Annotated in this window: 16 protein-coding genes and 2 tRNA genes; 12 read left to right on the top strand and 6 right to left on the bottom strand. The window is 61.2% G+C overall.

Going from position 1 to position 17,094, the window contains the following annotated elements; genetic code table 11:
- The first annotated feature begins 7 nt into the window (after positions 1-7).
- Positions 8-658 (top strand): CoA transferase subunit B, encoded by a 651-nt coding sequence (locus tag AC0IYS_RS18710; protein ID WP_471706587.1) that lies wholly within the window; start codon positions 8-10, stop codon positions 656-658.
- A gap of 65 nt (positions 659-723) precedes the next feature.
- On the opposite strand, the gene AC0IYS_RS18705 is transcribed toward AC0IYS_RS18710, so the two are convergent.
- The 3 genes from AC0IYS_RS18705 to AC0IYS_RS18695 all read right to left on the bottom strand — a co-directional run bounded on the left by AC0IYS_RS18705 (position 724) and on the right by AC0IYS_RS18695 (position 3,654).
- A complete protein-coding gene (locus AC0IYS_RS18705; RefSeq protein ID WP_471706586.1) occupies positions 724-1,269 on the bottom strand; it encodes a PEPxxWA-CTERM sorting domain-containing protein in 546 nt (181 codons plus the stop codon).
- Between the two features lie 149 nt (positions 1,270-1,418).
- Positions 1,419-2,729: a dicarboxylate/amino acid:cation symporter gene (locus tag AC0IYS_RS18700; protein WP_471706585.1), complete on the bottom strand. Its 1,311-nt coding sequence runs from the start codon at positions 2,727-2,729 to the stop codon at positions 1,419-1,421.
- Between the two features lie 130 nt (positions 2,730-2,859).
- A complete protein-coding gene (locus AC0IYS_RS18695) occupies positions 2,860-3,654 on the bottom strand; it encodes a 3-hydroxybutyrate dehydrogenase (protein ID WP_471706584.1) in 795 nt (264 codons plus the stop codon).
- A gap of 124 nt (positions 3,655-3,778) precedes the next feature.
- On the opposite strand from AC0IYS_RS18695, the gene AC0IYS_RS18690 reads away from it, so the two are divergent.
- Genes AC0IYS_RS18690 through AC0IYS_RS18680 form a run of 3 tightly spaced genes read left to right on the top strand, consistent with a single transcriptional unit; the run spans position 3,779 to position 7,333 of the window.
- Entirely contained in the window at positions 3,779-4,657 is an 879-nt protein-coding gene (locus tag AC0IYS_RS18690) for an alpha/beta fold hydrolase (protein ID WP_471706583.1), read from the top strand.
- Positions 4,658-4,707: 50 nt separating this feature from the next.
- Entirely contained in the window at positions 4,708-5,058 is a 351-nt protein-coding gene (locus tag AC0IYS_RS18685; protein ID WP_471706582.1) for a RidA family protein, read from the top strand.
- A 7-nt stretch (positions 5,059-5,065) separates the two neighbouring features.
- Positions 5,066-7,333 (top strand): RelA/SpoT family protein, encoded by a 2,268-nt coding sequence (locus AC0IYS_RS18680; protein ID WP_471706581.1) that lies wholly within the window; start codon positions 5,066-5,068, stop codon positions 7,331-7,333.
- 150 nt (positions 7,334-7,483) lie between these two features.
- On the opposite strand, the gene AC0IYS_RS18675 is transcribed toward AC0IYS_RS18680, so the two are convergent.
- Genes AC0IYS_RS18675 through AC0IYS_RS18665 form a run of 3 tightly spaced genes read right to left on the bottom strand, consistent with a single transcriptional unit; the run spans position 7,484 to position 9,567 of the window.
- Positions 7,484-7,930 carry a nuclear transport factor 2 family protein gene (locus AC0IYS_RS18675; protein WP_471706580.1) on the bottom strand — a complete coding sequence of 149 codons (447 nt, stop codon included), beginning with the start codon at positions 7,928-7,930 and terminating at the stop codon, positions 7,484-7,486.
- Positions 7,931-7,953: 23 nt separating this feature from the next.
- Positions 7,954-8,595, bottom strand: coding sequence for a CatA-like O-acetyltransferase (locus AC0IYS_RS18670; protein WP_471706579.1), 642 nt, complete (start codon positions 8,593-8,595; stop codon positions 7,954-7,956).
- Positions 8,596-8,613: 18 nt separating this feature from the next.
- Complete coding sequence (locus tag AC0IYS_RS18665; protein ID WP_471706578.1) at positions 8,614-9,567, bottom strand: cation diffusion facilitator family transporter; 954 nt, start codon at positions 9,565-9,567, stop codon at positions 8,614-8,616.
- A gap of 140 nt (positions 9,568-9,707) precedes the next feature.
- Here AC0IYS_RS18665 and AC0IYS_RS18660 point away from each other — a divergent pair.
- From AC0IYS_RS18660 to pheT, 8 genes are all read left to right on the top strand, one after another.
- A tRNA-Val gene (locus AC0IYS_RS18660) sits at positions 9,708-9,784 on the top strand.
- A gap of 87 nt (positions 9,785-9,871) precedes the next feature.
- Positions 9,872-9,948, top strand: a tRNA-Val gene (locus AC0IYS_RS18655).
- A 199-nt stretch (positions 9,949-10,147) separates the two neighbouring features.
- Positions 10,148-12,055, top strand: coding sequence for a threonine--tRNA ligase (gene thrS, locus AC0IYS_RS18650; RefSeq protein WP_471706577.1), 1,908 nt, complete (start codon positions 10,148-10,150; stop codon positions 12,053-12,055).
- A gap of 21 nt (positions 12,056-12,076) precedes the next feature.
- A complete protein-coding gene (gene infC, locus AC0IYS_RS18645) occupies positions 12,077-12,616 on the top strand; it encodes a translation initiation factor IF-3 (RefSeq protein WP_255372374.1) in 540 nt (179 codons plus the stop codon).
- A gap of 263 nt (positions 12,617-12,879) precedes the next feature.
- Positions 12,880-13,077, top strand: coding sequence for a 50S ribosomal protein L35 (gene rpmI / locus AC0IYS_RS18640; protein ID WP_471706576.1), 198 nt, complete (start codon positions 12,880-12,882; stop codon positions 13,075-13,077).
- Between the two features lie 26 nt (positions 13,078-13,103).
- Positions 13,104-13,463, top strand: a complete 360-nt coding sequence (rplT, locus tag AC0IYS_RS18635; protein WP_090313948.1) for a 50S ribosomal protein L20 — start codon at positions 13,104-13,106, stop codon at positions 13,461-13,463.
- 100 nt (positions 13,464-13,563) lie between these two features.
- A complete protein-coding gene (gene pheS / locus AC0IYS_RS18630; protein WP_463450341.1) occupies positions 13,564-14,583 on the top strand; it encodes a phenylalanine--tRNA ligase subunit alpha in 1,020 nt (339 codons plus the stop codon).
- 78 nt (positions 14,584-14,661) lie between these two features.
- On the top strand, positions 14,662-17,088 hold the full coding sequence (gene pheT, locus AC0IYS_RS18625; RefSeq protein ID WP_471706575.1) for a phenylalanine--tRNA ligase subunit beta: 2,427 nt from the start codon (positions 14,662-14,664) through the stop codon (positions 17,086-17,088).
- Positions 17,089-17,094: the final 6 nt, after the last annotated feature.

The following is a 17,094-nucleotide window of genomic DNA, read 5'->3' as shown; positions in this document are numbered from 1 at the left end:
AACTATCATGGCATGGACACGTGACGAAATGGCCGCGCGCGCGGCGAAGGAATTGCAGGACGGGTTTTACGTCAACCTGGGCATCGGCTTGCCGACCCTGGTGGCGAACTATGTGCCGCCCGGTATCGAAGTGTATCTGCAATCGGAGAACGGCTTGCTGGGCATCGGCCCGTTCCCGACCGAGGACGAGATCGACGCGGACCTGATCAACGCCGGCAAGCAGACCGTAACGGCGCTGCCGGGCGCGGCCTACTTCAGCTCGGCCGATTCGTTCGGCATGATCCGCGGCGGCAAGATCAACCTGGCGATCCTGGGCGCGATGCAGGTGTCGGAGCGGGGCGACCTGGCCAACTGGATGATCCCGGGCAAAATGGTCAAGGGCATGGGCGGCGCGATGGACCTGGTGGCCGGCGTCAAGCGGGTGGTGGTGCTGATGGAGCACGTCGCCACCGCCAAGGACGGCACGACGTCGCACAAGCTGCTGCCGAAATGCGACCTGCCGCTGACCGGCGTCGGCGTGGTTGACCTGATCGTTACCGATCTGGGCGTCATGGAAGTGACCGACGCCGGCCTGAAGGTGACCGAGCTGGCGCCGGGTGTGAGCCGGGAGCAGATCCAGGCCGCCACGGGCGTCGAGCTGGATATGTCGGCGCTGTGACGTTTGCGGTAGCCGTATGAAAAAATAGCACGCCTCGGCGTGCTATTTTTTTGCCTGGTATCGGATCAGGCCGACGGGTTGCGGCGGCGGGCGAGGGCGCCGATCAGCGCCAGGCCACCCAGCAGCATCGCATAGGTCGCCGGCTCCGGCACCGCCGAGACGGTCGTCAGGCTCCAGCGGCTGGCCGAGTAGTCGCCGTCGCCTTCGCCATTGAACGGCAGGCCGGCTATGTTGTAGTTGATGGCGTCGGTGTCGCCGCCGTTGAACGCGCCGATGATAAAGGTGGATGTCCAGACACCGGTGACAGGGCCGTCAAACGCCAGCAGCGAGGTGGCCAGGCCGTCGAAGGAGATTCTGGCGTCACCTTGCACGTATCCGCCATCGGTGGCATAGGCGTAGAGGTTGCCGCTGTTGGGCATGGCGAAGCCGTTGACCGCGATCGCCAGCTTGCTGATGCCTTCGACCAGATTGCCGTTGGCCGTGCCGTCGAAGCTGCCGGTGATGCGGGTGTTGTCGAGCATGGTGTATTCAAAGGCGAAGCTGCCGGCTTGGGCGGCGGCGCTGCCGGCGAGCAGGGCGGCGCAGGCGAAGGTGCGTGTAATTTTGTTCATTTAAGATTCCTGTTGGATAACTTTGATTGTCTCATAGGCTATTAAGTTATACAAAAGAAAAATGTGGCCCAGCTTCGCATGGCGCATATCAGCAAAGAAAAAAGCCCCGGGCATCGCTGCGCGGGGCTCCTTGCGAACTGGATGTCAGCTTAGTGCGCTGGCACGATGATCGCCGGTTTCACTTCGGTGTCCACGGCGACCACGGTCGAACCCGGATTGTTCAGCTCCGCGTTCATTTTGGCCACATCGAGTTCGTTTTCCCATTTCGACACCACCACCGTTGCCACGCCGTTGCCGACGAAGTTGGTCAGTGCGCGGCATTCGCTCATGAAGCGGTCGATACCCAGGATCAGCGCCATGCCTGCCACCGGGATCGTCGGCACTACGGCCAGGGTCGCGGCCAGGGTGATGAAGCCGGCGCCGGTGATGCCGGAAGCGCCCTTGGAGGTCAGCATCGCCACGCCCAGGATGGTCAATTCCTGCCACAAGGTCAACTCGGTGTTGGTTGCCTGGGCGACGAACAGCGCGGCCATCGTCATGTAGATGTTGGTGCCGTCCAGGTTGAACGAGTAGCCGGTCGGAACCACCAGGCCGACCACCGGTTTGGCGCAGCCGAGGCGCTCCAGTTTGGTCATCAGCGAAGGCAGCGCGCTTTCCGACGAGCTGGTGCCCAGCACGATCAGCAGCTCTTCCTTGATGTACTTGATGAACTTGAAGATCGAGAAGCCGGTGTAGCGGGCGATCAGGCCCAGCACGACGAACACGAACAGGCCGCAGGTAAGGTAGAACGAACCCATCAGTTTTGCCAGCGGGATCAGCGAGGCCAGGCCGTATTTACCGATGGTGAAGGCCATCGCACCGAACGCGCCGATCGGAGCGACTTTCATGATGATGTTGACCACGCCAAAGATGGCGTGCGACAGCTCGTCGATCAGCTTGGTGATCGGACGGCCGCGCTCACCGAGCAGCGACAGCGAAAAGCCGAACAGGATGGCGATCAGCAGCACTTGCAGGATGTCGCCCTTGGCGAACGCGTCCACGAAGGTCTTCGGGATGATGTTCATCAGGAAGTCGGTGGTGGTCAGGCCTTCGGCGTGCGTGTATTGCGCGATCGACTTGGCGTCCAGGTGGGCCGGATCGGCGTTGAAGCCGGCGCCCGGTTTGAGCACGTTGGCCACGACCAGGCCGATGGCCAGGGCGAAGGTGGAGACTACTTCGAAGTAGATCAGGGCCTTGCCGCCGACGCGGCCGATTTTCTTGACGTCTTGCATGCCGGCGATGCCGGAGACCACCGTACAGAAGATCACCGGGGCGATGATCATCTTGATCAGCTTGATGAAGCCGTCGCCCAGGGGTTTCATGGCGACCGCGTCGGCAGGCAGGAAGATGCCGAGCAGGATACCGCAGGCGATGGCGAACAGCACCTGGATATATAGGATTTTATAGAATGGCTTTTTCACGGGGTCTCCTCGCGTTCATTTGAGGAGTTCATGATGTCCCAACTGGAGAGTTATCACTATTGTGGAAACCCGCAAATCACTGGCTGTGATAACTCTCCCATATGAGGGATAACACGTACCCGGAATTAATTTACTGCGCGACCCAGCCGCCGTCCATGTTCCAGGCCACGCCGCGCACCTGCTTGGCGGCGTCGCTGCACAGAAACACCGCCAGCGCGCCCAGTTCCTCGGGCGTGACGAACTCTCCCGACGGCTGCTTGTCGGCCAGCAGCGCCTTTTTCGCCTCGTCGTTGCTGATGCCGTCCTTGGCAGCGCGGGCGTCGACCTGCTTTTGCACCAGCGGCGTGAGCACGAAGCCGGGGCAGATGGCGTTGACGGTCACGCCTGTGCTGGCCGTCTCGAGCGCGCCGGCCTTGGTCAGGCCGATCAGGCCGTGCTTGGCCGCGACATAGGCCGACTTGCCGGCCGACGCCACCAGGCCGTGGGTCGAGGCCAGGTTGATGATGCGGCCCCAGTTGTTGGCGCGCATGCGCGGCAGCACCAGGCGCGACGTATGGAATGCCGAGGTCAGGTTGATGGCGATGATGGCGTCCCATTTCTCGACCGGGAAATCCTCGATGTTGGCCACGTGCTGGATGCCGGCGTTGTTGACCAGCACGTCGACGCCGCCGAATTTCTCGCCGGCGAAGGCGATCATGCTTTCGATCTCGGCCGGCTTGGACATGTCGGCGTTGTGATAGGCGACCTGGACGCCGAATTCCTTGGCCAGATCCTGCTGCAACTTGTCGATCTCGGCGGCGTCGCCGAAACCGTTCAGCACCACGTTGGCGCCCTCGGCCGCCAGGGTGCGCGCGATGCCCAATCCGATGCCGGATGTGGAGCCGGTGACCAATGCTGTTTTACCGCTCAAAGTCTGGTTTGTCATGGTGTCCTCTGCGGGGTTGGAGATAAAAGGCTGGCTGCGCTACACTTCGGTAGGATTTTAAGCGCAACGCCCGGTAAAATGGTATTTCAGAACATCATTACATAAAAACCATCAAGGAAGCCGCATGCTCGAAGCGAAAATAAAGTCCGTTCAGTGCCTGTCGTTGGCTGGCTTGCACCGGATGGCATATAAGGAATGGGGCGACGCGGCCAACCCTAACGTGCTCGTCTGCGTCCACGGCGTGACCCGCGTCTCCGACGATTTCGACAACATGGCGCGCGCGCTGGCGTCCGACTACCGTGTGATCTGCCCGGACGTTGTCGGCCGGGGCCGCTCCGACTGGCTCAGGAATCCGCAGCTGTACCGCATTCCCCAATATGTCAGCGACATGGTGACGTTGCTGGCACGTGTGTTGGACCAGGGTCCGGCGCAAAAGATCGATTGGTTCGGCACCTCGATGGGCGGGCTGATCGGCCTGGGCCTGGCCTCGCTGCCGGAGAACCCGGTCCGCAAGCTGGTGCTCAACGACATCGGCCCGGTGCTGGCGCCGGCGGCGCTGCAGCGCATCGGCGACTACATCGGCCAGGACCTGCGCTTCGACACGTTCGAGGATGGCGCCAAGTTCGTGCGCGACGTCTCGGCGTCGTTCGGCGAGCACACCGAGCAGGAATGGCATAAACTGGCCACCGATGTGCTGCGCCAGGACAAGGACGGCAAGTGGGTGCGCCATTACGATATGGGGCTGTCGCTGCCGTTCCGCTCGGCCACACCGGAGTCGGCCGGCGCCGACGAGGCGATGCTGTGGGCCGCCTACGACGCCATCACTTGCCCGACCCTGCTGGTGCGCGGCGCCGATTCCGATCTGCTGACGCGCGAGACGGCGGCCATGATGGCGCAGCGCGGTCCGAAAGCCACCCTGGTGGAAATCCCGAACGTCGGCCACGCGCCGACCTTCACCCACGACGATCAGATTGCGATCGCCCGGAAATTCCTGCTGGGCTGATGAGCCCGGCGTATGACATCAAGCCTCAAATTAAGTAAAGAAGAAAAAGTATGGAAATCAAACGACTGCACGTAGGCAAACGATTGTCCGAAGTGGCAATTCACAATGGCACCGTCTATCTGGCGGGCCAGATCGCCGAAGAAACCAGTCTCGATATCAAGGGTCAAACCCGTGAAGTCCTCGGTCACGTCGACCGCCTGCTGGCCGAATCGGGCAGCGACAAAACCTGCATCCTCAGCTGCCAGATCTACATCGCCGACATGGTCGATTTCGAGGGCATGAACGAAGAGTACGACGCCTGGGTGCCGAGCGGCCACACGCCGCCGCGCGCCACGGTCGAAGCCAAACTGGCCAATCCGGAAGTCCTGGTCGAGATCGTCATCGTCGCCGCGCAGCGTTAGGAACATCATGGTTTCAATCACCGCGCTCACCAGCGCCACGTCGGAACAACTGGTGCAGGGGCTCACGCCTGACGACAGCGCGCGCATGCTGTCGGCGCTCGACTTCGCCAGTGCCGCGTACGGCGACCTGGTCAGCACCAGCGGCCAGTCGGCGCTGGACTTCTCCATCGGCGTGGCCGGCACCCTGTCGTTCATGCGCACCGACGTCGAGACCCGCATCGCCGGCCTGATGTTCGAGCTGACCTTGCTCGACACCACGCAGGCGGCGGTGATCGAACCGCGTTTCGGCCAGGAGGTCGGTGACCTCGTGGCCGGCGTGCGCCAGCTGATACGCCTGCGCGAATTGACGCAGGCGCCCGGTGGACACGGCGGCGTGGCGCCGGTGGCGGTGGGACGCGGGCGCAACGCCGCGCAGTTGGCGGTGGCGCAGGTTGAAACCTTGCGCAAGATGTTGCTGGCGATGGCCTCCGACATGCGCGTGGTGCTGGTGCGCCTCGCCTCGTGCGTGACGACCTTGCGCTACTTCGCCGACATCAAGCTGTTCAACGACATGACGTGCGCCTACGGCCGCGAGACCCTGGACCTGTACGCGCCGCTGGCCAACCGGCTGGGGATCTGGCAGCTGAAGTGGGAGCTGGAGGATTTGTCGTTCCGCTTCATCGAGCCGGAGGCGTACAAGCGCATCGCCAAGATGCTCGAAGAAAAGCGCATGATGCGCGAAGGCTTCGTCACCAACGCCATCGCGCGGCTGCAATCTGAAATGGCGGCCGCCGGCATCCAGGCCGAGGTGTTCGGCCGACCCAAGCACATCTACTCCATCTGGAGCAAGATGAAGGGCAAGGAGCTCGACTTCACCGACCTGTACGACGTGCGCGCCTTCCGCGTCATCGTCGCCGACGTCAAGACCTGCTACACGGTGCTGGGCGTGGTGCACAACATCTGGACGCCGATCCCCAAGGAATTCGACGATTACATTTCTCGTCCGAAGCCCAACGGCTACCAGTCGCTGCACACGGTGGTGACGGCCGAGGACGGCCGGCCGCTGGAAGTGCAGATCCGCACGCAAGAGATGCACAGCTTCGCCGAGTACGGCGTGGCCGCGCACTGGCGCTACAAGGAGGAGGGCGGCTCCAATTTCGCCGGGCAAAAGTACGACGAAAAGATCGCCTGGCTGCGCCAGCTGCTGGCGTGGAAAACCGACGTCGCCGACGCCGTCGTCGGGCAGGAGGAGCAGCAGCGCGAATGGGTGGAGAAGCTCAAGTCGGCGGCGCTGGACGACCGCATTTTCGTGCTCACGCCGCAGGCGCGGGTGCTGGAGTTGCCGGTCGGCGCCACGCCGGTCGATTTCGCCTATCACCTGCACAGCGACGTGGGCCACCGTTGCCGCGGCGCGCGCGTCGACGGCGTCATGGTGCCGCTGAACACGCCGCTGAAAAACGGCCAGACCTGCGAAATCATCACCGCCAAGGGCGCGCCCGGCACGGCCGGTCCGTCGCGCGACTGGCTCAGCGACGAATACACGGTTGCCACACGCACGCGTTCGAAGATCCGTGCCTGGTTCCACGCCATCGACATGCAGGAAACCTTGTCGCACGGGCGCGCGATGGTGGAAAAATCATTGCAGCGGGAAGGCAAGACGGCGGTCAACCTGGAAGCGCTGGCCAACAAGCTGGGCTTCGCCAAGGTCGACGACCTGTTCCTGTCGGTGGGTAAGGATGAATTCAGCCTGCGCCATGTCGAGCACGCGCTGCACGACACGGGCGAGCCGGTCGAGCAGGAAGACGCGGTGGTCCTCGGCAAGAGCAAGGCGTCGAGCGTGGACCAGGGTGCCAAGTCGGGCGTGCTGGTGGTCGGCACCGACGGCTTGATGACGCAGCTGGCCAAGTGCTGCAAGCCGGCGCCGCCGGACGGCATCGTCGGCTTCGTCACGCGCGGCAAAGGCGTCTCGATTCACCGCGCCACGTGCAAGAACTTCGCCGAAATGCGGGCCAAGGCGCCGGAGCGGGTGATCGTCACCGAATGGGGGCGTGCCGTCTCGGACACGGTTTATCCGGTCGACATCTTCATCCTGGCGGGCGACCGCCAAGGGCTGCTGCGGGATATCTCGGAGATCTTCTCGCGTGAAAAGATCAACGTCGTCGGCGTCAACACGCAAAGCGCCAAAGGCTACGCGCGCATGACGTTCACGGCCGAAATCGGCGCCACGGCGCAACTGCAAAAAGCGCTCAACGCCATCGCCGAGGTCACCGGCGTGCAGGAAGCCCGCCGCGCCTAAAAGCAACTCCGGGGTCAGGTCCACCATTTCTACACGGCCTGATCCATTGGCGCCAACGTGGGCGTCGGGGCACCCTAAAATGGCGCGTGATGACACATTTTTACCTTGTAGCGTCCAGCTCGTGTAGAAATGTTGGACCTGACCCCGGAGTTAGCTTTGGGGAATGCGCGAGGCGTGCGACGATACCAGCAGCCAAGTGTCGCCAGACCATTGCCAGACGCGGGTGATGCGCTGGCGTTCCGTCCACGGGGCGCCGTCGCGCGTCCCCGATTGCGTGCTGACGTTGTTGATGATCGCCATGTCGCCGTAGAACCGCGTGCTTGATTCCTCGTTGAGGATGGCGTTGCTGAGGCTAGGTCGCGCGGCCAGGTACATCAGATAGTCGAGCTTTCGCTGAACCGCGCCATTCGCGTTCACCAGCACGAAGTCCTCCGCCATGAGCTGGCCCAATTGTTCGACGCGCGCTTGCTGACGCAGTGTGTTCCACGCGTCGTCGACGACCGTCAGCGACTCCCGCTGCGCTTCGGCGGCCACCACCGGCAGCGATGCACCCAAGGCCATGGCGAGCGTTGCCGCGAGCAGGCCACGGCGCATCATTTCTCTTTTAGATATCCCGGCGATCATGCTTCGATGATCCCCGCCACGCGCGCGGCGATGGTTTCGGCCAGCAAGTGAATGTGGTAGCCGTCGACAAAGCCGTGGTGCGCCTGCACCGAGAACGGCACGGTCATCATGCCGTTGGCGGCGTCACCGAACTTGCCCCAGGCCAGCGAGGGAATGTCATAGCCGCCGTGCCGGTAGATCGGGTGCTCGATCGAGGTGAGCTTGAACCACGGCATGCAGGTGATGTGGACGTTGTTCTTTTGGTCGCGCTCCGATTGTTCCTTGGCCGAGTTGATCATCTCGCTGCTGGCCTCGGCGATCGCTTTCGCTTCCAGGCTGCGGGCGACGAATTCCCGCAAGTCTGTCGACATGGCGAAACAGGCGAAGTTGAGATTCTTGTCCTTGTTGAGCACGGTGTACGACGCCCAGAACTCCTCGATCCTGATCACTTCGCCGTCGTGGATGCGGTACATGAAGTTGTCGATCTCCTTGATCGAATTCAGTATGCAATACAGGAAGAAGTGGAACGGCGGCAGCTTGTGCTCCTTGCAGTAAGGCCGGAAGTCGGGCAGGGCCATCTCAAAGCTGACGTTGACGAGCGGCTTTTCAAACGCCGCGAACAGGTTGTAGCGGTCGCGGCGTTTTTCGAAATTGTGCATGGTGTTCCAGGACTGTTGTTAAAGGGATGCCTGCGGCGCGACTTCGGCCTGCAAGGTGATGTGGTCGATGCCGTGCTTGTCGAGCAGCATGGCCTTGATCGCGTGCAGGATTTCGGGCCAGCGCCCGAGGTCGACGATCTCGACGTGGCCGATGAGCGCCGGCTCGCCCGGCGACATGTCCCACACGTGCAGGTCGTGCACCGAGCAGACGCCGGCGATCTGTTCCAGGTCGGCGCCCACCTTCAGATAGTCGATCGGCTCGGGCACGCCGCCCATCAGGAAGTGGTAGGACTCGCGCAGCACACTGACGGTCGACTTTAAAATCAGCAGCGCGACAAAGATCGACAGCAGCGGGTCGATCATCATCCAGCCGGTGTAATAGATGACGGCGCCGGCTACCAGCGCCGCGACCGATCCCAGCAAGTCGCCCATGACGTTGACCAGCGCCGCGCGCGTGTTCATGTTGCTGTCGCCGCGCGACAACATATAGGCGAGCACGATATTAATGACGAGGCCGATGCCGGCGACGATGAACACCGTCGCGCCATGCACCTGCTCGGGATGCGAGAAGCGTTGCGCGGCTTCGAACACGATCCACGCGACCAGCACCAGCAGCACCAGGCTGTTGACGAACGCTGCCAGCGCCTCGGCGCGGCCGAAGCCGAACGAGTGGCGCGCCGACGGCGGCCGCTTGGCGATCAACTGCGCCAGCAACGCCAGTCCCAGTGCGGCGGCGTCGGTGACCATGTGGCCGGCGTCGGAAATCAGCGCCAGCGAATTGGACATGAAGCCGGTAATCACCTCGACCACGGCAAAGCCCAGGGTCAACGCCAGCGACCACGCCAGCACCGATTGGCTGCGCTGCAACGTGAAGTGCGCGTGCTTGGCGTCGCCGTCGCGGTGTTCGTGCAGATGGGCGGAAGGCGAGGGCGGAGCCTCGGCGCTAGCGTTGATGCGGGTTTCAGCTTGCATGAGGTCTGTCGGTGATGAGAATAAACCACAGTTTAAAGGATGCCGCCTTGCGCGTCTTGCGCTGTCATAGTGCGTTTTGTAAATGTTTCCTATGAATACCCTTGTTTTTCTCCGAATCGCTCTCTATAATGCTGGTCTTCGGGCGGTTAGTTCAGCTGGTTAGAATACTTGGTCGACATCCAAGGGGTCGCAGATTCGAATTCTGCACCGCCCACCAGATTACGTAGTACGGTTGTAAATGAGCAGTAAAGAGTAGTAAAAAGCGGTAAAATGGCAGCACAGTAGCAAAGTTAAGAAGTACCTCGGGCGGTTAGTTCAGCTGGTTAGAATACTTGGTCGACATCCAAGGGGTCGCAGATTCGAATTCTGCACCGCCCACCAGAACATATGTAAGAGCGAGAAAGGCAATCCGGTTATGACACCGCGAACTACTACCAAGCTTTGGGAGTGACGCTAGTCGATCGGGATTCTTTTGCTCAAAAAAGAGAAAACGCGGCTAGCCCGCGTTTTTTTTCGTCCGCGTTTTTTATTATCACATTCCGCTGTAACTACACCGGCCTTGCGCCAACAGGAGATCACTATGCTTTCAGTCCGCCTTCCAGATGGTTCTGCCCGTGAATTCGACGGCCCAGTCACCGTGGCTCAAGTGGCGACCAGCATTGCCACCAGCCTGGGCAAAGCCGCGCTGGCCGGCAAGGTCGATGGCAAAGTGGTGGATACCTCTTTCCTGATCGAAAAAGATTCCGATCTGGCCATCATCACCGACAAGGATCCGGAAGGTCTCGACGTGATCCGTCACTCGACCGCCCACTTGCTGGCCTACGCCGTCAAGGAATTGTTCCCTGACGCGCAAGTGACCATCGGCCCGGTGATCGAAAACGGCTTTTACTACGACTTCTCGTACAAGCGTCCGTTCACCCCGGACGATCTGGTCGCGATCGAAAAGAAAATGACCGAGCTGGCCAAGAAGGACGAGCCGGTCACCCGCAAGGTGTTGCCGCGTGACGAAGCCGTCGCCTACTTCAAGTCGATTGGCGAAGACTACAAAGCCGAGATCATTTCGTCTATTCCTGCCGACCAGGACGTGTCGCTGTACTCCGAAGGCAAGTTCACCGACTTGTGCCGTGGGCCGCACGTGCCGTCGACCGGCAAGATCAAGGTGTTCAAGCTGATGAAGCTGGCCGGCGCCTACTGGCGCGGCGACAGCAAGAATGAAATGCTGCAGCGTGTCTACGGCACCGCCTGGACCAAGAAGGAAGATCAAGAGCAGTACCTGTTCCAGCTGGAAGAGGCGGAAAAGCGCGACCACCGCAAACTGGGCAAGCAGCTGGACTTCTTCCACTTCCAGGACGAGGCGCCGGGCCTGGTGTTCTGGCATCCGAAGGGCTGGACCATCTGGCAGCAAGTTGAGCAATACATGCGCAACAAGTACCAGGTCAACGGCTACCAGGAAGTGAAGGCGCCGCAGATCCTGGATTCCAGCCTGTGGGGCAAGACCGGCCACTGGGATAACTATCGCGAAAACATGTTCGTGACGGAATCGGAAAACCGTTCCTACGCGCTCAAGCCGATGAACTGCCCGGGCCACGTGCAGATCTTCAACAGCAATATGCGCAGCTACCGCGACCTGCCGCTGCGCTACGGCGAGTTCGGCCAGTGCCACCGCAACGAGCCATCCGGCGCGCTGCACGGCATCATGCGGGTGCGCGGTTTCACCCAGGATGACGGCCACATCTTCTGCACCGAAGAGCAGATCGAGCCGGAAGTGGTGTCGTTCCACACGCAGGCGATGGAAGTCTACAAGGACTTCGATTTCCACAACATCGACGTCAAGCTGGCGCTGCGTCCGGACAACCGCATCGGCACCGACGAAGTCTGGGACGAGGCCGAGGACGCGCTGCGCTCCGGCCTGCGCGCCTGCGGCGTGACCTGGACCGAGTTGCCGGGCGAGGGCGCGTTCTACGGTCCGAAGATCGAGTACCACCTGAAGGATTCGCTGGGCCGCCCATGGCAGGTCGGCACGATGCAGGTCGACTTCTTCATGCCGGAGCGTCTGGGCGCGGAATATGTCGCGGCTGACAACACCCGTCAGGTGCCGGTCATGCTGCACCGTGCGATCGTCGGTTCGATGGAGCGCTTCATCGGCATCCTGATCGAGAACTACGCCGGCGCGTTGCCGACCTGGCTTGCGCCAGTGCAAGTTTCGGTGCTCAACATCTCCGACGCGCAGGCCGATTATGTGAACCAGGTCACGGAAAAGCTGCGGCGGAGCGGGTTCCGCGTGCAGAGCGATTTGCGCAACGAGAAAATAACCTATAAAATACGTGAACATTCCGTCCAAAAACTGCCTTACATCCTTGTAATCGGCGATAAAGAGCGGGATGCCAACACCGTGGCCGTGCGGGCACGGGGCAATGTCGATCTGGGCGTCATGTCCGTCGATGCCCTGATCGAGCGACTCCAGCAAGACGTCGCCAATAAAGCCTGATCGCACTGGCCTTACCATTAGATTTTAAAAGGAATCACCATAGCTACTGACAAGTCGCATCGCATCAACGGCGAAATCACTGCCCCTGAAATGCGTTTAAGTGGGGTCGAGAACGAGCCGCTCGGGATCGTCACTTTGGCCGAAGCCTTCCGCCTGGCGGAAGAGGCCAATGTCGACCTGGTCGAGATCGCGCCAACGGCGGTACCGCCGGTTTGCCGTTTGATGGACTACGGCAAATTCAAGTATTCGGAGCAAAAGAAGGCTCACGAAGCTAAATTGAAACAGAAGATCATCGCCGTGAAGGAAGTCAAATTCCGTCCGGGTACCGATGACGGTGACTACAATATCAAGCTGCGTAACCTCATCAAGTTCCTTGATGAAGGCGACAAAACCAAGATCACGCTGCGTTTCCGCGGTCGTGAGATGGCGCACCAGGATATTGGCTTCCGCATGCTGGAACGTTTGAAAGCCGATCTGGAGCCGTACGGCCAGGTCGAGCAGTTCCCGAAAATGGAAGGCCGCCAGATGATCATGGTGCTGTCTCCTAAGAAGAAAAAGTAACACCTAGACCCGCAGTGCGATCGGTCGCGGGGTCGTACCCAGTGGGGTACGACCCCATCGGTCTATGGGTGAAAAAGGGGCGCCAACGGGCGCCCTTTTTATTTGGTGCGCAAACGCAGCAGATGGTCTATAATTGCCGGCTGTTGTAAATGTAGTGGACTCGCATCTGCTGCAAAAACAAGTGAAAGCAGGCATCTAAGTGTGACGTCGTGTCACCACCTGCAATCCTGTTTGATATGGAGCTACCCTGAGGGTAGATTGCTATGCCAAAAATGAAAACCAAAAGCTCCGCGAAGAAACGTTTTCGCGTGCGTCCAGGTGGTACTGTTAAGAGTGGTCACGCGTTCAAACGCCACATTCTGACCAAGAAAACCACCAAGTCGAAGCGCCAATTGCGCGGTATCACGAACGTCGATGCCTCGGACGTGAAATCCGTCCTGCGCATGATGCCATCCGCTTAATCTCACACTCAATTTAAGGAGTTACTATGCCTAGAGTAAAACGTGGGGTTACAGCTCGTGCCCGTCATAAAAAAGTCTTAAACCTGGCCAAAGGTTACCGTGGTCGTCGCAGCAAGGTTTACCGTGTTGCCAAGCAAGCAGTTATGCGCGCTGGCCAATACGCCTACCGCGACCGTCGTAACAAGAAGCGCGTCTTCCGCCGCCTGTGGATCGCTCGTATCAACGCCGCTTCCCGTGAGCATGGCGTGACGTACAGCGTCTTCATGAACGGTCTGAAAAAAGCTTCGATCGAACTGGACCGTAAGGTTCTGGCCGATATGGCAGTGATGGACAAGCCGGCCTTCGCCGCGATTGTCAACGCTGTGAAAGCAAAAATCGCTGCGTAAGCATTGATTGTTGATCGCTGGCCCCTTACCGGGCCGGTGGTGGGAACGGGGCAAAGGTCTAGACCTCTGCCCCGTTTTTGATTGAGGATAAGAAAAACGCATGGACTCCCTGGAACAACTCGTCGCCTCAGCAGTGCAGGATTTCACGGTCGCGCAAGATGACGCCGCCGCGCTGGAAAATGCCAAAGCCAAATATCTGGGCAAGACCGGCCAGATCACCGAATTGATGAAGGGTCTGGGCAAGCTCGACCCCGAGGCACGCAAGGCGCAGGGCGCCCTGATCAACGCGGCCAAGGGTCAAATTGAAGCGGCCTTGACGGCCCGGCGCGACGCGCTGGCCGACGCCCAGATGCAAACCCGTTTGAACGCCGAGGCTATCGATGTCTCGCTGCCTGGCCGCGGACGCGCCGGCGGCGGTTTGCATCCGGTCATGCGCACCTGGGAGCGTGTGGAGGAAATCTTCCGCTCGATCGGTTTCGACGTGGCCGACGGCCCCGAGATCGAAAACGACTGGACCAACTTTACCGCCTTGAACAGCCCGGAAAACCATCCGGCCCGTTCGATGCAGGACACTTTCTATATCGAAGGCAACGACAGCGAAGGCAAGCCGTTGCTGCTGCGCACGCACACCAGCCCGATGCAGGTGCGCTACGCCCGCAGCCACACGCCGCCGATCAAGGTGATCGCGCCGGGCCGCACCTACCGCGTCGACAGCGACGCCACGCACTCGCCGATGTTCCACCAGGTCGAGGGCCTGTGGATCGCCGAGAACATCAGCTTTGCCGACCTCAAGGGCGTGTATCTGAACTTCGTCAAGGCCTTCTTCGAGACCGACGACTTGCAGGTGCGTTTCCGTCCGTCGTATTTCCCGTTCACCGAACCGTCGGCCGAGATCGATATCGCCTTCGGCTCCGGGCCTCTGAAGGGCCGCTGGCTGGAGATTTCCGGCTCGGGCCAGGTGCATCCGTCCGTGGTGCGCAACTTCGGCCTGGACCCGGAAAAGTACATCGGCTTCGCGTTCGGCTCCGGCCTCGAGCGCCTGACGATGCTGCGCTACGGCGTCAGCGACCTGCGCCTGTTCTACGAAGGCGACCTGCGCTTCCTGAAGCAGTTCAACTAACGGTTCAGTACACACACGCGGTCGAGCGCGGCCTTTAAGGCATTGCGCTCCCGCTGGACACTCTTTGAAGGCTTGATTATGCAATTCTCCGAAAACTGGCTCCGCACCATGGTCGATCCGAAGATGACTTCGGACGAACTGGCCCACCTGCTGACAATGTCCGGCCTGGAAGTGGAAGAAGTCGAACCGGTCGCGCCGCCGTTCTCCAACGTCGTGGTCGGTCTGGTGCGCGACATGGCCAAGCATCCGAACGCGGACCGCCTCAATGTTTGCCAGGTCGATGTTGGCACCGGCACCTTGCTCAATATCGTCTGCGGCGCGCCGAACGTGCGTCCGGGCCTGAAGGTCGTGTGCGCCATGGCCGGCGCCGTGCTGCCACCGGGCGCCGACGGCAAGCCGTTCGAGATCAAGGTCGGCCAGCTGCGCGGCGTCGAGTCGCAGGGCATGCTGTGCTCGGCCAAGGAGCTGAAATTGTCGGAAGAGGGCAGCGGCCTGCTGGAGCTGCCGGACGACGCGCCGGTCGGCAAGAATTTCCGCGACTACTACGCGCTCAACGACCTCAAGTTCACCATCAAGCTGACCCCGAACAAGGCGGACTGCCTGTCGGTGCTGGGCGTGGCGCGTGAGGTGTCGGCGCTGACCGGCGTCGCGCTGCACGCGCCGCAGTTCCGCAACGCCGCCGTCAACAGCGACGAAGTGCTGCCGGTCAAAATCTCGGCGCCGGACCTGTGCGGCCGTTTCTCCGGCCGCGTGATCCGCAACCTGAACGCCAAGGCCGCCACCCCGGACTGGATGAAGCAGCGCCTCGAGCGCAGCGGCCAGCGCTCGGTGTCGGCACTGGTGGACATCTCCAATTACGTCATGCTGGAATTGGGCCGTCCGACCCACGTGTTCGACCTGGCCAAGATCCACGGCGGCCTCGACGTCCGCTGGGGCAAGGCCGGCGAAACCTTGAAGCTGTTGAACGGCAACACCGTCAACATCGACGAGTGGGTCGGCGTGATCGCCGACGACAAGGAAATCGAATCGCTGGCCGGCATCATGGGCGGCGACGCCACCGCCGTGTCGCTGGAGACCGAGTCGATTTACCTGGAAGCGGCGTTCTGGTGGCCGAACGCCATTCAGGGCCGCGCCCGCAAATACAACTTCTCGACCGACGCGGCGCACCGCTTCGAGCGCGGTGTCGACTACGCGACCACGGTCGAGCACATCGAACGCATCACCTCGCTGCTGATCGAAATCTGCGGCACGGCGGCGACCAAAGTCGGTCCGGTCGACGACCAGATCGTCAACATTCCGCAACGCCAGCCGGTAAAAATGCGCACCGCCCGCGCGCAGAAAGTCATCGGCGTCGCGCTGGACGACAAGGTCGTGGCCGACATCTTCACCCGCCTGGCGCTGCCGTTCACCTTGGAAGACGGCGTATTTTCGGTCACTTCGCCAAGCTACCGCTTCGACATCGAAATCGAGGAAGACCTGATCGAGGAAGTGGCGCGCGTCTACGGCTTCGAGAACATCCCGACCGTGGCCCCGGTGGCCGCCAACACGATGATCATCGCGCCGGAAAACACCCGTTCGCTGTTCGCCGTGCGCCACCAGCTGGCCGACCTGGGCTTCCAGGAAGTGGTCAACATGAGCTTTGTGGAAGCGGCATGGGAGCAGGACTTCGGCGGCAACACGAACCCGATCAAGCTGCAAAACCCGATCGCCAGCCAGATGAGCGTGATGCGCTCGACGCTGGTCGGCAGCCTGGTCGCCAACGTGCGCTACAACCTGAACCGCAAAACCAACCGCGTGCGCGTGTTCGAAGTCGGCGCGATCTACCAGCGCGACGACAGCGTGCCGGACGGTCCGCTGACGGTGGCCGGCTACAACCAGCCGAAACGGGTCGCCGCGATCGCCTATGGCACCGTGGCGGACGAGCAGTGGGGCCAGGACAGCCGCGCGGTCGATTTCTTCGACCTGAAGGCGGACCTTGAACACCTGTTCGCGCCGTTGTCGCTGCGCTTCGTCAAGGCCGAACATCCGGCGCTGCATCCTGGCCGCTCGGCGCAGGTGCTGCTGGACGGTAAGGTGATCGGCTTCATCGGCGAGCTGCATCCGCGCTGGATGCAGAAGTACGAGCTGCCGCAGGCGCCGGTCGTGTTCGAGGTCGATGCGGTTGCTTTGCAGCAACGATCCGTGCCAGAATACGCAGAGATCTCCAAGTTCCCCGGCGCCACGCGCGATCTCGCGGTCGTGGTCAAGCAAGACGTCCCGGCGCAGGATTTGGTGGACGCGTTTAATGCTGCCGTGCAAGCAAGTCCGCAAGGAAAAATCGTGCAAGCCATTGTTTTGTTTGATGAATATCGTGGCAAAGGTTTGGAACAGGACGAGAAATCGCTTGCTTTCCGCTTTAGCTTGCAAGATACTCAAAACACGCTGCAGGACGATGTTGTCGAGGCCGTCATGGCCGCGGTAGGCGATGCGGCGAAGCAAAAACACGGCGCGCGCTTACGGTCTTGATGGCCG

Source organism: Duganella sp. AC237 (assembly GCF_979254035.1).
Note: the sequence above shows the minus strand (reverse complement) of the source record. Positions and strands in the feature narration are given on the sequence as shown.

Bases quoted from the DNA above. Each gene is read 5' to 3' on its own strand.
- AC0IYS_RS18705 (WP_471706586.1), bottom strand. From the start codon at position 1,269: ATGAACAAAATTACACGCACCTTCGCCTGCGCCGCCCTGCTCGCCGGC.
- rplT (WP_090313948.1), top strand. From the start codon at position 13,104: ATGCCTAGAGTAAAACGTGGGGTTACAGCTCGTGCCCGTCATAAAAAA.
- rpmI (WP_471706576.1), top strand. From the start codon at position 12,880: ATGCCAAAAATGAAAACCAAAAGCTCCGCGAAGAAACGTTTTCGCGTG.
- AC0IYS_RS18690 (WP_471706583.1), top strand. From the start codon at position 3,779: ATGCTCGAAGCGAAAATAAAGTCCGTTCAGTGCCTGTCGTTGGCTGGC.
- AC0IYS_RS18680 (WP_471706581.1), top strand. From the start codon at position 5,066: ATGGTTTCAATCACCGCGCTCACCAGCGCCACGTCGGAACAACTGGTG.
- thrS (WP_471706577.1), top strand. From the start codon at position 10,148: ATGCTTTCAGTCCGCCTTCCAGATGGTTCTGCCCGTGAATTCGACGGC.
- AC0IYS_RS18710 (WP_471706587.1), top strand. From the start codon at position 8: ATGGCATGGACACGTGACGAAATGGCCGCGCGCGCGGCGAAGGAATTG.
- AC0IYS_RS18685 (WP_471706582.1), top strand. From the start codon at position 4,708: ATGGAAATCAAACGACTGCACGTAGGCAAACGATTGTCCGAAGTGGCA.
- AC0IYS_RS18675 (WP_471706580.1), bottom strand. From the start codon at position 7,930: ATGATGCGCCGTGGCCTGCTCGCGGCAACGCTCGCCATGGCCTTGGGT.
- AC0IYS_RS18670 (WP_471706579.1), bottom strand. From the start codon at position 8,595: ATGCACAATTTCGAAAAACGCCGCGACCGCTACAACCTGTTCGCGGCG.
- AC0IYS_RS18665 (WP_471706578.1), bottom strand. From the start codon at position 9,567: ATGCAAGCTGAAACCCGCATCAACGCTAGCGCCGAGGCTCCGCCCTCG.
- pheT (WP_471706575.1), top strand. From the start codon at position 14,662: ATGCAATTCTCCGAAAACTGGCTCCGCACCATGGTCGATCCGAAGATG.
- pheS (WP_463450341.1), top strand. From the start codon at position 13,564: ATGGACTCCCTGGAACAACTCGTCGCCTCAGCAGTGCAGGATTTCACG.
- AC0IYS_RS18695 (WP_471706584.1), bottom strand. From the start codon at position 3,654: ATGACAAACCAGACTTTGAGCGGTAAAACAGCATTGGTCACCGGCTCC.